Here is a 13,996-nt window from a genome sequence, read left to right on the forward strand (position 1 = left end):
TGCAGTTTAACCCTTATCTATAAAAAACGATCGCAATACAGACTAGAGTAGATTTCCCGAATAAATCGGTAAAAAATCTTAAGTTTCACTCACAGTAATCCACAAACTGCGGAAATATTTTTCGGAATGATTCTCATCCTTTATTTCTTTACATTCCTTACCATCAGCTCTGATGATTGCTCCATCATCGCTGATAATTTGCAGTTGATTCTTTCGGTTAGGATAAAATAAAACCGCTTCTGGACGAAAATCAGATGGTAAATTAATTGCTTCAATTTTTTCGGGAGTATCTTGGCAATTGCCTGACCACCAATACAAAGCGAATTCATCGCTGCTATCGTAAGCTCCAGCAATTATCAAATAGACTTGATAAACTTGCCAATATTCAATACTCCGAATGCCCAAGCCTCCTAAATCAAGTTCAATTGGGTTGCCAAAAATGGCATTGACTTCGTCTTCCTTTTCCTGAATGAGGTCGAGAGGATTCGTTAAGGGTAAAATTAAAGCCTTACCTCTAGGGATAGGATTACGGAAACCAATTAATAATTTCCCATCTGGAGTAGCGGTTAATCCTTCAATATTTAAGCCACCTTTTTCTTTAGGCGCTAACTCTTCTGCTTTCTCAAGAACATAGTTTTTAAGTCGTTCATCTTGAAACATATCCTTAAAAACTAGTTGGGTGTAAGACTTTCCTACTTGCTCTAAGATTGGTTGACCAGGATGAGTGATTTTATTGGCAAAAAATTGATGACGTAATGGTTTGCGCTTCTTCTTTTTATTTCTGCCGTGAGAAGTTATCCAGTAAATGAGTCCATTTAGTTCTGTTGCTGCTTCAATATCAACTTCTTCTTTCTCAGGATTGTTTGGAAAGTAATTGTTAATATCAATGATGGTACGCGGCTTACCTGACTCATCAGCCGAATAGACTCTTAAAAAATTATCTTCATCATTGGCAACGATAAAGCTATTGTCGTCTAAAGCAATAGCTCCAGAAGCATCACAAATGCCATGATGTTTTAGTTCTTTTTCAACGGCAAAGCTAAGTTTTTGCATAATTTTCTCTCCTTTTTTTTCTCAACGCCAGAGCATAAATCGGAATGGTTAATGTATTTTTCAAGCTAGTTTCTCATTGATAATCCGCCGCACAATTTCTGTGACTGCTGCCGCTAAATTAGTATCTCGCAGTTCATTAGAGCCATTGGGAGTTCGTAGTGCCATCGCGAAAGTTCTTAATTTTGCAGGTTGCACACGGCGATCAACAAATTTCACAAAAGCCACATAGGTAAAGGAACTTTCCCCAAATCCAACTTTAGAAATAATGACTGGTTCGCTAATGACATCAACAACTCCTAGAGTTTCTAGCGCTACATCCACATAACGGGCAGGATCTGTTCCCATTGCTCGCACAACACTTTCTAAACTATTCCACTGTGCGTTTGGTAATCGAGTATTAGGAGTTAGATGCAAATGCCAGCCCAGCATGGAAATAATACGAACTAAGTCGTAAGCAGATACATGGTTATTTCCTATATTCCCTTCAGATGTTGAACTAAGAACCGATGTCCCACTGGCAATATCCTTGACTTGTGGATTAGAAATTAACGATGGAAAATCCTTTCCATATCCACCTCTAAATTCTAATTTATTATTACCAGTTTGTCCTTTTAACCAAGCTTCTAAATGTTCTCGTTTAGTAAATCGCTTAAATAAAGCTCCAATTCGATTAGAACGCCCTATATTTCCTTTTGCATCTTCTCGATAGGACACCATATCAATGAGTAAATCGTGAAACCGGAATTTAGGAGATTCAATGGTGCAATTATCAATGTCAATACTCAGAGGATTGGCATGAATTTGACAGATAGCATTCAAAACACCGATAAACTTAGTGGCGCTGAGTAATTGAATTGGTTCTAAAGCATTTTTTCCTAACCAATGAGTTTTAATCGAACTACTTCCATCGCTAAAACTGCCGATGCAAATACAGGCATGAGAAATGTTACTAGCGAGAAAATTTAAACCAGTATTATCAATGATGGGTAATTTACCTTGGTTTGGATAATCACTGAATGTTACCGTTTTACCTGAACTTAAAGTGATGCTATCTCCATAGGAAATGATTGATGTTCCGTCTGGTTTCTGAGCTAGGTATTGGGGGTAGTTGCTAATTTCTGCTGCAAAAGGAGAGTTCCGAGTAGTACGCGCTATAAAGGCATCATTCACCCCAATATTAACAGGAGCAGGACTGTTAGTTTGAATACCTGTCAATTTTTCAAGAATAAATTTGGTGTTTTCAGCTTGCTCTAAAATGAAAGGCAGTTGTTTGGTTTCCAGTAGTTTTTTAGCAATATCTGCATTAATGGCTACTGTGTCTGAAGGAAGGCTAGAAGGCTCAAGTGCTTGACAAAATTCTTTTAACCCTTTCCAAGAGAAACTATTATTGCCCCCTAAATCTCCATCTATCCACTGTCCACCTGGATAAAGTCCTAAATTCCTCAGTCTTAGCTGAATTTCTCGTACTAATCCTTTATCAGCTTTTAGCTGGGTGCGTGTTAATACTGAATTGCCATTAATAAGGTCTTGAAGAGTAGTCATGATTTTCCTCGTCTAAAGTTAGTTATTCATTCATGTTGATATTCAATTGTAAAGTTAATTTATCTACAGCAATCCTAAATCAGATCGGAGCGATATCTTTTAGAAAGGCTACAAGGAACCACCCCTACAAAGAACTCCTACAGGTTTTACACTGACTGTTCTATTTTTATTTAGGATTGCTATGTATTTAGATTAACTAAAAGTTATTTTTGAGTATGCCAAATACTCTTCCAGTCGCTCTCAAAAAACCACTACCATTTAATGGATATGTAGTGATCGAAACTGAGTTACTGACGTTACCACCTAGGGTACGAACTTCTGTATCCCGAATTTCCACTACAATGTCACAGTGACTGGTAAATCCTCCATTAGGTAATGAATCCATAGAAGAAATCGCGTTATTACCACGCCAACGACATACTAAATCGCCAAGTTGTGGCTTATGTTCATTAACATTAAATCCCCAAAAAGGAGCAGAGTTTGTATTTGATCTGCGTTTTTTCACTGCATCATGAATGTATGTAGAGTGAGCGGAGGCAAATTTGAAATTGTTATAACCAGCAACACGAGCAACAAAAGAAATAAAAGCTGCTGACCAAAACATATCTCGATCTCTTCCATCATGATTTGCTCCAATCTTTGACCAATACTCTCCCACATATTTAAATTGAGGATCTTCAAATTCTAATTTATCCCCTTGATCGAATCGGAGCCATTCTTTTACAGCAGCGCTAATTAATGCCTCTTTAGCTGCGCTTACAGGTTGACGTAAAAAAGCTGCACTGGCAAAACCTTGAAGAGTCGAGCCATTAATTATAGTTTTGACTTCCCAAAATCTAGCTGAAGGATTGCCATTTACAACTTCTACCTCCTGGGCAAGTGGTAAAGCGGTGATGATATTATCACTTTTGATTTCTGGAGATCTACGCAGATTCAGACTGTCAGTTTTAACTTTTAGTGTTGCCATGATTATTCACCTTAATAGATTTTGTGTTGTGTATAACTAAGCACTAAACTTAGAATAAGTTGCTGGTTTGAAAGAAAGTTGCTGTACTTTTTAACTATGAGCATTCTTGAGTTCCTTGGTAATGGAGGCGTCATTTACTATGAAGGCATCAAATGTCCCACTCTCATTACTTTTGACGAAAGGGAAAGGATTCTTGTTTGCTACCCCGAGGAAAACATCAATATGGTTATCTTTGATTGCTCCACCAACATCTGCGGCAAAAAAATAACCATCATGAAATGTACTTTCCCCAGACGGTACAATCACTTTTACTCCACGAGCTGCTGGAATGTAGATTACTGTACCGATCGCAATTTCAGTACGATCGACTGCAATGCTGCGATAGGGAACTAACTTTAATCCATTTACCCCTTCTCCGAAAATACCCTTAGATAAGCCAAATCGAGTTTTATTTGTCTTACTGATTGTGGCTAAACTGGGGAAAAAAGGACGGCAATTTACTTGCTCTACTGCACCTGTACCTGCAAAATTAAATGTTTTAGTTTCGCCAGTCCCGGTACGGACATTAACAGTACCTTCAACTGCTGCACTACACCAATCTTTATCTGATAGTTTAACGCCTAATTTATTGCCACTCATGTCTAGCAAATCAATGCCAGTAGAATCATGATTAACCAATGGAATAAAATAAAATGTCGCCCAAAGATTTAGTTTTTTACCAAGGGCGCTGCTGTTTGGTGAGGGAAAATTAAATTGGTCTAATACAGTAGACAGAAAAGATTTACTAACGAATCCATTTAAAGTGCGTCCATCTACAATAGCTCTTACCTGCCACCATTTTTCACTATCTGATTCACTACCAATTCGGGTAACAATTTGCCCTTGGGGTAGAACTGCGATAATATTATTGGAAGCAACTACACCAGATGAACGTAAATTTAATTCGGCTGAAATAACTCTAAAATCACTCATAAAGAAACCTCCACATTTTTATCTAGGTTTAGCTATTTGCTACTTTGCTAATTGAAAAAAAGTACTGGGTTGAACTTCCTATATCTAGAAGGACTTCTGAACGAAACCCAGAGCTAATTTTCAGTGAGTCTATAGTTAGAAGTGATTTTTAAGAGCGATCGCATCTGCTCTTTTAATAAAAACTAGGAGCGATCGCACTTTTTAAGTTCTGCTCCTATGCTCGTGGTGGTGGGCTAATTGCAAAGTGAATGTGGTGATGGTGTCCAAGGGCAAAACGACATAGCCCTCGGTCGATTAGTATTGGATCATTGAAGAAAACAGCTTTTTTATTGACTAGCTTCTGGTTGCGAATTGACTTTAGCAAAGCCTCTGTTGCTTTCTGGTCATATTTTGCTTTCATCGTAAAATCAATGCCACCAAACTTGCCATCTTGTCGGGGTAAAAACACGTCACACATCAAACCTGTTTCATGTCCAGAATGATGGGGAGTATCGCCACCATGAGGAAGACTGATATCATTAATGGCGAAAGGAGCAGCACCAGGATTAGCTTCTATATGGGTATTGTGGTAGTCTCTAGCGATGTCTAAAATAACCTCGGCTAACCAATGAGTTCCAAAATCATGCTTATCGCTAGTCTGTTCTAATTCTCTGTTGACAAAGCTAATTGCAGGATCGCTTTTCGGCATCAGAACCCACATTGGCGCGTTTGCTGCTTGTAACCATTGATGTGTAAAAAAATCAACATCAACTCGACCATCTGCTTTGTTTGTTCTTTGTTCACCAGCAATAATTGATTGAAACAACTTTATTGCGTCGTCCAACCCTCTGGTTCTTCTATCAGAGCCTGGAGAACCAACCCAGGTGTAACCAAGCTCATGCAGTCGCTGCATCACTGCCTTGATATCGTTTTTGGTATTAATTCCACCGACACCAACACTAGCACTTAATTTAATTGCCGCTTTACCTGGGTGTTTTGAGGTAGCTGTTCCTGCCGATGGGGGTGGTGATGGTACGCTATCCTTGACTTTAATGATGATTTCAATAGTGTGAACGCCACTAGCAATCGTCATTGTTCGATTGCCTGCTGAATTAAACACAAAAGGAAATTCCCATTTTCCATCAGGAGCAACCGTCACACCTGGAGCAAAAAACTTATCATCAATCCCTACGGCTAGTGTTTGACCGATAAATTTTGGATGAGCGACTCCTTCAACTGTGAAGACTTGTCCAACGACAACTTCTTCGGGAGCGCGGAGCAAATCAAATTCGTCAACAATAATTTTTCCTGTATCTGTACCTACTAGCAAGCCCTGAGCTTCGGGTACAAGTTTCATCACCTTTTCGACATAATTAGGAACAGTTGAAAAGCCTTTTGCCTGAAGGAACCCCAGAAAATTTTCTGGTGTATTGGTATTTTCTTCTAACCCAATGTAAGGAGGACGAGTTAAAAACTTCCAATAACCAACAATAAAAGCATCAACATCTTTGAAATTACAAAACTTAACTAGCTCCGGTTGAGAAGCAACGTTAATTTCAATTGGCTCAGCAAAACCATTCATCTCATCGCGCCATTGCAATCTAGCAAAATTGTTAGCCTTAATAGCCAATTCTTCAGTTGCTTTGTCTGATGCTAGCAGCCATTGAGCCAAGGTTACTTCTTTCAAAATTTGTAGATTAATTAGATTAATCTTGCCAACTTCAATTCCAACATTGGTGAAGATTATCTCTAAATCTACCGCCGTATACTTTTGCACTAGCTCGTTCAGTAATGACATAGTTATTTCTATCCTCTCAAAGATTTTTTTAGTTCAACGTCTCTATTTTCGTGGGTTCTTTTTCAGCCAATCGACAATTGCTCGACCAATTGCTTCACCACCGTGACTTGAAGAAGTTTTGAGGTCGGGTTTTGGGAAACTTTTTCCCTTAACTGTACCGCCTACAAAATCAATGAAATAAACTTCTGCAAGAACAGCAGCGCGAACATTTGTGTCTTCAGCACCTGACAAAACTCCCAAGTTGGCTTGTTTTGCCCCTCCATCGATAAGACCCAAAGTTTTAGACATTTCTGCGGATATCATGCTGGCAAGTTCTTGATCTGGTTTTTCACCCTTTGTTGCGTGTGAAAAAGCTTCTGATCTTTGTGCTGTGTTTTGTCCCTTTCTAAGAGCATTATGGTGAACGCTACAGAACACATCAAACCCAGATGCTTTTAAACCAAGGATGCGAAGACTTCCTGGCGTGTCGATAACTGTGCAATTAACTCCAGCTGCAACAAGCACATTACGAGCAGCATTTGCAGCAATTATATTGAGTTCGTGTTCTGTCGTTTTATTGTCATGGGCGATCGCACCCGGATCGAACGGAACCCCAGGCCCATGTCCAATCTCTAGTATTACCCGATGTCCAGACGGTTTAGGTGGTGTAGGTGTAGGTGTACGTGGCTTCCATTCAGGAATGCCTTGTGGAATTGATATGCTAGCCGGAGCAATTTGAAAAGTATTAGCACCCGAATGTCTTACCAAGAAGTCAATCAGAGCTTGCCTGAGATTCCCTTTATAAAACTCGACTTCATTAGTATCTTTCATTGCAATTACAATCGGTTGCCCATCTCCATTACGAAAAAATTGAAACCAAGTTGCATCGGGTGTCCCATTAGTGTCATCGGAAGCACTTGAGTCACTTTGCGGAAGAAGCTCAACTGCCTCCACTTCACTGTCAGAACCATCTGGTTTCGCTACGAGAAACGTACCTGCTCCAGAAAAACGCTTCAAAAACCCGATTAGATTATCCTTAGAATCACTATTAAGGCTCTCTTCTACAGTTCCGCCATTCATGGCAGACACGAGGGGTTTATCGCTTTTATCGCGGGCAAATGAAATCCAGTTAGCCATGTCATCACCTTATTTAAGACTTAAAACAATGCTTCGCTTAAACGAGTGCGGTCTGTATTTGCCATCAAAACTTTTCCGTACGCGGCAGCATAACTCAACGAATAACCCACACCCGATCGCACTGTCGGTGAGAAAAAGTGAGTTCTTTTTGTAAAGATTGGTAAATTCCCCTGTGATCGAGCGATGGAAAAAGAGCGATGCCTGCGGAAAGCAATGCTTACGCCTCTTTCACCCTCATCTCTTCCATAACGATGAAACCAACCTAACTGTTCGGTATACGCCTTGGCAGTCGGAAAAAGTCAGCATAAAGTCAGATAGAAAGTCGTAAAAAGTCAGATCCTCACAGCAGCTAGAATTACGTCACTGTGCTTAAAAACTGGCTCACGACTCCACACGGCTGGAGAAAAAGCTAGCGCGATCTGTCTTAGCGGCAGCGCAAGCGCGATCGCTCAACCCTAAATTGAAGCGGAAAGAAACGCGATCGCTCAATAGAGGTTGAGGTATCGGGGGAGTAGCTTTCGATTGGAAAATCTTAAGGGGAACTACCAGAGGAAAACCCCCTGGGATGAACTATTTAACGCCTATGCCAGCCAGAGATATTTACTACGACGCTGTAAAAAATGCTCTCATCAAAGATGATTGGACAATTACCCACGATCCACTCAGTTTAAAATGGGGTAAGAAAGATATGTACGTTGACTTGGGAGCAGAGCAATTCCTAGCTGCCGAGAGAGCCGAACGCAAAATCGCCGTTGAAATTAAGAGCTTTACAGGTCTATCTGAAATGAGTGACCTGGAGAAAGCTATCGGTCAGTATATTGTATATCATGACGTTCTAGCCCAAGTTGAACCTGACCGAGTACTTTATTTGGCAGTATCCGAAGAAGTTGCCAGGGGACTGTTTGAAGAACCGATTGGCGAGCTATTGTTAAGAAACAATCGCGTCCGTCTGTTAGTTTTCGAGCCTGATGCGGAGGCTATCGTCAAATGGATACCTTAGAGCAAGAACGGCAGATTATCCAAAAAATCATCTCCGAATACGCGCAAATTCCTTATGCTCACGGAGAGATCGAACGACATACCGTGTTTGACCGCGACTGCGATCGCTACCTATTGATGATAGTTGGATGGGAGGGAGTTTCTCAGGTTCACGGCTGTATCATTCATGTCGAGATTATCGACGGCAAAATCTGGATTCATCGAGATGGTACGGAAGATGGCATCGCTAGCGAACTACTAGAGGCAGGTATCCCCAAAGAGCGCATTGTTCTAGGTTTTAAATCACCTCGGATGAGGAAACATACAGGGTTTGCAGTGGCTTGAAACCTAATCAAAACCACACCTGATCGCACTGTCAGTGAGATAAAATAAAATACTCCGGAAGGAGGATGTAAATTTTAGATGTATTACTGTGAGACACCCTGAAAAATCCAGTAAATTTAAGACTTACGTCAAGATGACTGGCAATGACAGGACAAGAAGCGCTCACTTTCGTCGATACATTTTTACGCTTTGGTCACAAAAGGCAAAGACTCAATGACATTCAATCAGAAGTCTTTCTGCAAACTTGGGCTGGACTCTCCTATAAAGAGATTGCCCAGCAGTTAGGTTATCAACACGACTACATCAAACAAGTTGGTTCGCAACTGTGGCGAAGTCTCTCCCAAGCCTTCGGCGAACCCGTCTCGAAGCAAAATGTTAAAGCCGTTTTACGCCACTACCAACAAGAAACCTGCGCCCTCCCCGACACTCGTGGAATATCAAAAGCAGTGCTTTGCTAAAAACATCATGGCTGACATAAAAGCTCAGTGGGCAATATTGAATGCATTAGGTGCCACTCCCTGAGCCAGCGAAATTGGAATTTGGGTTTAATTACGGGGTATCGGACTTTTGGCTTAAGAGTCGGGAGAGTTGATTTTGCAGCTTTTCTCGCAGGTGTTGGGCATTTCGGTAAGCTTGCGATCGCCTGATAGTCGGTGGTGCAGCCATTTGTCCTTGGTGAACTTTCAACGCTGTTCCCCCTTCCGATGTTTCAGTTCTCACTGTCTGATCTGACCCTTCATCCGTCCAAGACTCATACAAAGGCTGAATGTAATAACTCAATCGGGTTCTCATCGCCCAAACCCCCATGGATGGAAAGAGTAAGAAGACAAACATCAACGGTGAGATAGGTAGGAAGGGCAAAGAGACTCGTCTCGCTAATTTTTTGACATTCAACGCCCAAGGATGCAACGACTCACTGCCGAGGCAAAGCACTGGCAGAACAGGAAGATGGTAGCGATCGCACAGTTGAATAAAACTCGGATGAAACGTCTCCAACTGATAGCGCTTCGACCAACCTTTCCCTGGGCCATGTACGCCTTCGGGTGGATAAAGTAAAACGGTTTTGTGAGTCACTGCCGCTTCAAACTCATTCAGTTCTGCTCGCACACCCCCTAAAACCTGCGACCATCCAGGAGGTAACCACCAAATTACCCAAGGATGGTCAAATAACGAAACACTTGCCAGGGGTTGCACGACCCAACCGCGTGTATCAGCTAATAGATAAGCTAAGACGATGAAGTCCCAAGGAAAACACATCCCCGCATGATTCATCGCTACCATCAATCGCTCAGTTTCAGGGAGATTTTCCGTTTGGTGTAATTCAGCCCGAAAATAATACTGAACAATCGGTGCCACAATTTCATCCCGGAAGGCGTTCTGATAGTTTGGATCGAACTCAGCAACCGATGAACGAGGTGAACGACAACCCAAGCGTAACCAGCGCAGCAGCAGCGCCAGGTAAAATCCCCCTGGAATCAGAAATAATGCATATTCCAACCCATTCCAGCCATCCGGATCAGCATGATAGTGTTGCCAATGGCGGTTGAACAAAATCAGCCAACCTGGAGGATACCAGAGGCAAAACCAATCAAACCCGGTAAATCGATAAGAACGAACTGAGGATTGCTGCATTCGGTTGGATCGTCGCTATTGCTCGTGTCCTATCTTTATTGTGAATGAGCCATCAATACCTCTACCCGATAGCTGATCTTAATCGGCTTGGGGTAGCAAGCTAAAAACCAAAAGGATAAGTCTCCGGTGCTTCGCCTGATTCCCAGTGGGGAGTGCGCTCTAGGGGTTCTAAAGCTCGTGTTTGATCAAAGTGGATCATCACATCAAATTGCTCGGATAGACGAGCCTTGAAGTAGTGGCTGACGCGCTCGCTTTGGGGAAGATAAATCACACCGATCGCACGTTCCAATCGTGGCTGACGCAGCCTCTCTCCAAGTTCATGGTTATCCCGCAGATTCAACCAGAATTGTGGCAACTCGGTAGCGTGAAACAAGGCTTCATAACTCCCTGACAACCCCGGACGAACCCGCTTGCGCTGTGCCGGTGCCCCCCAATCGGAAGCCGCCGTAACAGTCCCCGTGTAGGTGCTGAAGCCGACTAATACAGCATCCTTGCCATACTGTTGACGCACCAATTGACCGACATTCAATTCTCCAGATGTCCCCATGTCTGTTGCGCGTGCATCCCCAAGGTGGGAGTTGTGTGCCCAGACAACGACTTTAGTACGATTCCCTTGTCGATCCAAGTGAGCAACCAGGTGATCGAGAGTTTCCGCCATGTGGCGGTCGCGTAAATTCCACGACGAGACTCGCCCCCGAAACATCGAACGGTAGTATTCCTCCGCGTTCTTCACCAGCCGTGCATTTTGCTGGGCATAGAAAAACTCATCCTCTGCCACCTGACCATCTTGTTGCGAATACTCAACCGTGCGGTGTTGCAATTCCTTTAGCTGGCTAATCGCTTCCTCTTTACAGGATGAACTCAAGCCAAAGCTGGCAGCATATCCATATGATTGGCTATCCTCGCCAAAATGTTCCAAGCAAGAATAGCGATACCGTGCCCTCTGAGCGGCTTCCGGGTCAATCTTGTCGAGATAGCCAAGAACAGCTTTGATGGACTCATACATGCTATAGAGGTCAAGCCCATAAAAGCCTGTCTGGGTAGCATTGGGTGGCAATGAGTGATTGTATTCACGTAGCCAATCCACGAAGTTGGTCACAACTGTATTACGCCACATCCAGGTGGGGAAGCGATCAAAGCCAGCCAGAGCATCGGTACTGGTCGCATCATCGTTCATCCCGCGCACATAGCGGTTCACGCGGTAGGCATCCGGCCAATCCGCCTCAACCGCCACAGCCGTAAAGCCTTTTTCCCGAATCAGCCGCTTAGTAATTTCAGCTCGTTGTTCATAGAATTCGTATGTACCGTGAGACGCCTCACCGATCAGAACAAAGCGAGCATCACCCATTAAATCCATCAATAAGTCATAATCTTGAGCTACGCCTGTGAGTGGCTCAGCCGCCTGACGCACGACATCACTTATATTCGTTTTTGTGAAATCTAACATCGTTCTCATCCTTTGACGCTTTACAGCTGAGCCACTCCAACGGCTGAAGGTTGAGTCCTGGTTGTTGCCTGTTGGAGTAGGTCACGAACCTCTTGGTCTGTCGTTTGTGAAAAATTGTTGTACCAGTGACCAACGCTCTGGAAAGGAGAGGGTGTCATGGCGCAGATCATTTCGTCTACCTCGGCTGCCAATTCCTGGCAGGTTTCCGGTGAAGAAATCGGTACAGCAACAACAATCCGAGTCGGTTGCTGTTGCCGAATCGCCTTGACGGCTGCACGCATGGTTGCACCTGTTGCTAGACCATCATCGACTACAATAACGGTGCATTCTTTTAGATTCGGGGCAAGACGGTCATCCCGATAAAGGCATTCTCTTCGTTCTAGCTCTTGCTGTTCTTGGGTTGCCACCTGATCGATGGTTACTTCAGAAAGATGAAGCGATCGCACCACTTCGTCATTGAGAACTCGCACACCGCCAGAGGCAAGCGCCCCCATTGCCAACTCTTCTTGACCGGGTACACCCAGTTTGCGAACCAGAAAAATATTTAAGGGAACATGAAGCGTTTGGGCAACCTCAAAGGCGACGGGTACACCCCCTCTCGGTAGCGCCAACACTAAAACATCTGGACGGTTGGCATAGGCGGCTAGCTTCTCAGCCAGTTGTTGACCTGCCGCCCTCCGGTCTTTGAATAGCATGGTGATTACTGTTCCTTTTTTAGTGGACTTCTTCTGACATCCGGGTACAAAATTCCTGCTTACTCGCTAGCGCTGCGTCCGCTTTGCTCACAACCAAGGAAGTCAGCTGCTACTTGTCCACAGGGGTAAATTCGGGGCGAACCGACCCTATTTCATCATTCATCAGGAGCATTTGCCAAGTTCTGAGATGCGTGTAAATCCCGCAGCTTGGTTATCGCGCTTTTAAGCGGTTTGACAGCTTCTAACTCAGTTCCATCACTATAAATAGCCTATTGATTAATTCTCTTCGCTCTATAGAAGGGGTTCCCTTCTCTCTTAAGAGATAGATAATATGAATAGGTAGAAATCCTAATTTTTAGAGATTGCTAGCTCAACAGTTTTATTGATAGGAAGCTAAGCGTTCTAAGTCAGCTGGAGTGTTGCAATTAAATAAGATTCGGGTATCCTGAATCATCAGTTCTTGCACTGGATGTTGCGCTAACCAAGACTGAAACGAGCGTCCTCCCTCGTTGATAAAGTCAAAGAGTATTGGCAGACACTGGCGTCTATAGAAACCACACAACGGCTCCCAACCTTTAGCATGTCGCGGCAGCAGAGCAATGACATTTTTGTCCGTCTTTTCTAGCTGCGTTGCCCAATTTTGTAAAACGTTGACCTGTAGTTGGGGTAAATCGCAGGCGAGTAAGAGTACCCAATCGGTTTTAACTGGAGCCAGACCTTGAGCAAATCCTACGAGAGGGCCATGGGGTTCGGTTTGACCGGGTAAAGGAACTTCCTGTAGTAAACGGCACGCATTGGGTAAAAGGTTTTGGTAGCGCTCAGGCCAAGGGGTAACGACGTAGACTTCACTGGCACAGTGGAGAGCGACCTCACTAACCCGTCGCAGCAGCGGAATACCCTGGAGAGGAATCAAGGCTTTGTCCTGACCCATGCGAGAACTCTGCCCTCCAGCCAGGATAATCGCAGATAGTAATTCAGTCTTACTCATCATTTAGGCCAGCACAGAAAGTTCATCCACCATGGTGAGCCGTCCTCGGCGAACCGCACGCAGTAGCCGATCAATCACGCTACGTTCTTCTACGCCCAGGTTTTCCTCTAATAGAGCTGCCATTAGCCCATAACGGTCAGCTTGTGTGAGATAGCCAGAGAAACTAACTTGAGCAAATAGGTCAGACAGAGCACCGGGGAGAAGAACTGGAGATTGCATTACAACTGAGCCTAAACTCGATAACTCTAATATTCCCGAAACACGAGGAGTAATACGTGACAATTCTCTAGTCAATTGAGTGAGACTGATCACATCGACAAAAAATTTTGGATGGGATTTTCAGTACGAGCCAGATGTAATCCGGCAGCTAAGACAGCCCTGATTTCTAGAGGAGAGAGCCGCTAAAACACGATAAAACTCGGTAGGATGGTAGTTTAGTTTATATGTATACTTCACCCTGGGCGTGGCGGGAACGCTCACAGTT

14 protein-coding genes are annotated in these 13,996 nt (G+C 43.5%); 3 read left to right on the forward strand and 11 right to left on the reverse strand.

Going from position 1 to position 13,996, the window contains the following annotated elements; genetic code table 11:
- Window positions 1-78: 78 nt before the first annotated feature.
- The 6 genes from MIC7113_RS17070 to MIC7113_RS17095 all read right to left on the reverse strand — a co-directional run bounded on the left by MIC7113_RS17070 (window position 79) and on the right by MIC7113_RS17095 (window position 7,427).
- Window positions 79-1,053: a DUF3616 domain-containing protein gene (locus MIC7113_RS17070; RefSeq protein WP_015183412.1), complete on the reverse strand. Its 975-nt coding sequence runs from the start codon at window positions 1,051-1,053 to the stop codon at window positions 79-81.
- A 60-nt stretch (window positions 1,054-1,113) separates the two neighbouring features.
- Complete coding sequence (locus MIC7113_RS17075; protein ID WP_015183413.1) at window positions 1,114-2,595, reverse strand: hypothetical protein; 1,482 nt, start codon at window positions 2,593-2,595, stop codon at window positions 1,114-1,116.
- A gap of 196 nt (window positions 2,596-2,791) precedes the next feature.
- Window positions 2,792-3,562: a DUF2272 domain-containing protein gene (locus MIC7113_RS17080; RefSeq protein WP_015183414.1), complete on the reverse strand. Its 771-nt coding sequence runs from the start codon at window positions 3,560-3,562 to the stop codon at window positions 2,792-2,794.
- Window positions 3,563-3,652: 90 nt separating this feature from the next.
- Window positions 3,653-4,534 (reverse strand): 3D domain-containing protein, encoded by an 882-nt coding sequence (locus tag MIC7113_RS33470; RefSeq protein WP_015183415.1) that lies wholly within the window; start codon window positions 4,532-4,534, stop codon window positions 3,653-3,655.
- Between the two features lie 214 nt (window positions 4,535-4,748).
- Window positions 4,749-6,311 (reverse strand): glucosaminidase domain-containing protein, encoded by a 1,563-nt coding sequence (locus MIC7113_RS17090; protein ID WP_015183416.1) that lies wholly within the window; start codon window positions 6,309-6,311, stop codon window positions 4,749-4,751.
- Window positions 6,312-6,353: 42 nt separating this feature from the next.
- Window positions 6,354-7,427: an N-acetylmuramoyl-L-alanine amidase gene (locus tag MIC7113_RS17095; protein WP_015183417.1), complete on the reverse strand. Its 1,074-nt coding sequence runs from the start codon at window positions 7,425-7,427 to the stop codon at window positions 6,354-6,356.
- A gap of 583 nt (window positions 7,428-8,010) precedes the next feature.
- Here MIC7113_RS17095 and MIC7113_RS17100 point away from each other — a divergent pair.
- The 3 genes from MIC7113_RS17100 (at window position 8,011) to MIC7113_RS17110 (ending at window position 9,208) form a co-directional block, all read left to right on the forward strand.
- Window positions 8,011-8,427 (forward strand): XisH family protein, encoded by a 417-nt coding sequence (locus MIC7113_RS17100; RefSeq protein ID WP_041780947.1) that lies wholly within the window; start codon window positions 8,011-8,013, stop codon window positions 8,425-8,427.
- Window positions 8,415-8,750 (forward strand): XisI protein, encoded by a 336-nt coding sequence (locus MIC7113_RS17105; RefSeq protein WP_015183419.1) that lies wholly within the window; start codon window positions 8,415-8,417, stop codon window positions 8,748-8,750. Before MIC7113_RS17100 ends, MIC7113_RS17105 begins: the two co-directional genes overlap by 13 nt.
- Before the next feature lie 143 nt (window positions 8,751-8,893).
- Window positions 8,894-9,208, forward strand: coding sequence for a hypothetical protein (locus tag MIC7113_RS17110; protein WP_015183420.1), 315 nt, complete (start codon window positions 8,894-8,896; stop codon window positions 9,206-9,208).
- A 91-nt stretch (window positions 9,209-9,299) separates the two neighbouring features.
- Here MIC7113_RS17110 and MIC7113_RS17115 read toward each other — a convergent pair whose 3' ends face one another.
- From MIC7113_RS17115 to MIC7113_RS17135, 5 genes are all read right to left on the reverse strand, one after another.
- Window positions 9,300-10,382, reverse strand: a complete 1,083-nt coding sequence (locus tag MIC7113_RS17115) for a hypothetical protein (protein WP_015183421.1) — start codon at window positions 10,380-10,382, stop codon at window positions 9,300-9,302.
- Between the two features lie 100 nt (window positions 10,383-10,482).
- Window positions 10,483-11,829, reverse strand: coding sequence for an erythromycin esterase family protein (locus tag MIC7113_RS17120; RefSeq protein ID WP_015183422.1), 1,347 nt, complete (start codon window positions 11,827-11,829; stop codon window positions 10,483-10,485).
- A 20-nt stretch (window positions 11,830-11,849) separates the two neighbouring features.
- Complete coding sequence (locus MIC7113_RS17125) at window positions 11,850-12,524, reverse strand: phosphoribosyltransferase (protein WP_015183423.1); 675 nt, start codon at window positions 12,522-12,524, stop codon at window positions 11,850-11,852.
- 379 nt (window positions 12,525-12,903) lie between these two features.
- The gene (locus MIC7113_RS17130; RefSeq protein ID WP_015183424.1) at window positions 12,904-13,515 is read right to left on the reverse strand and encodes a molybdenum cofactor guanylyltransferase; all 612 of its coding nucleotides are present in this window, start codon (window positions 13,513-13,515) and stop codon (window positions 12,904-12,906) included.
- Window positions 13,516-13,731 (reverse strand): hypothetical protein, encoded by a 216-nt coding sequence (locus tag MIC7113_RS17135; RefSeq protein ID WP_015183425.1) that lies wholly within the window; start codon window positions 13,729-13,731, stop codon window positions 13,516-13,518.
- Window positions 13,732-13,996 lie beyond the last annotated feature (265 nt).

The sequence above is a fragment of the Allocoleopsis franciscana PCC 7113 genome, from assembly GCF_000317515.1.
In the GTDB taxonomy this organism is placed as follows: Bacteria; Cyanobacteriota; Cyanobacteriia; order Cyanobacteriales; family Coleofasciculaceae; genus Allocoleopsis; species Allocoleopsis franciscana.

Coding starts and splice junctions, on each gene's coding strand:
- MIC7113_RS17080 (WP_015183414.1), bottom strand. CDS start 3,562: ATGGCAACACTAAAAGTTAAAACTGACAGTCTGAATCTGCGTAGATCT.
- MIC7113_RS17130 (WP_015183424.1), bottom strand. CDS start 13,515: ATGATGAGTAAGACTGAATTACTATCTGCGATTATCCTGGCTGGAGGG.
- MIC7113_RS17100 (WP_041780947.1), top strand. CDS start 8,011: ATGCCAGCCAGAGATATTTACTACGACGCTGTAAAAAATGCTCTCATC.
- MIC7113_RS17135 (WP_015183425.1), bottom strand. CDS start 13,731: ATGCAATCTCCAGTTCTTCTCCCCGGTGCTCTGTCTGACCTATTTGCT.
- MIC7113_RS17105 (WP_015183419.1), top strand. CDS start 8,415: ATGGATACCTTAGAGCAAGAACGGCAGATTATCCAAAAAATCATCTCC.
- MIC7113_RS17125 (WP_015183423.1), bottom strand. CDS start 12,524: ATGCTATTCAAAGACCGGAGGGCGGCAGGTCAACAACTGGCTGAGAAG.
- MIC7113_RS17115 (WP_015183421.1), bottom strand. CDS start 10,382: ATGCAGCAATCCTCAGTTCGTTCTTATCGATTTACCGGGTTTGATTGG.
- MIC7113_RS17090 (WP_015183416.1), bottom strand. CDS start 6,311: ATGTCATTACTGAACGAGCTAGTGCAAAAGTATACGGCGGTAGATTTA.
- MIC7113_RS17075 (WP_015183413.1), bottom strand. CDS start 2,595: ATGACTACTCTTCAAGACCTTATTAATGGCAATTCAGTATTAACACGC.
- MIC7113_RS17120 (WP_015183422.1), bottom strand. CDS start 11,829: ATGTTAGATTTCACAAAAACGAATATAAGTGATGTCGTGCGTCAGGCG.
- MIC7113_RS17095 (WP_015183417.1), bottom strand. CDS start 7,427: ATGGCTAACTGGATTTCATTTGCCCGCGATAAAAGCGATAAACCCCTC.
- MIC7113_RS17070 (WP_015183412.1), bottom strand. CDS start 1,053: ATGCAAAAACTTAGCTTTGCCGTTGAAAAAGAACTAAAACATCATGGC.
- MIC7113_RS17110 (WP_015183420.1), top strand. CDS start 8,894: ATGACAGGACAAGAAGCGCTCACTTTCGTCGATACATTTTTACGCTTT.
- MIC7113_RS33470 (WP_015183415.1), bottom strand. CDS start 4,534: ATGAGTGATTTTAGAGTTATTTCAGCCGAATTAAATTTACGTTCATCT.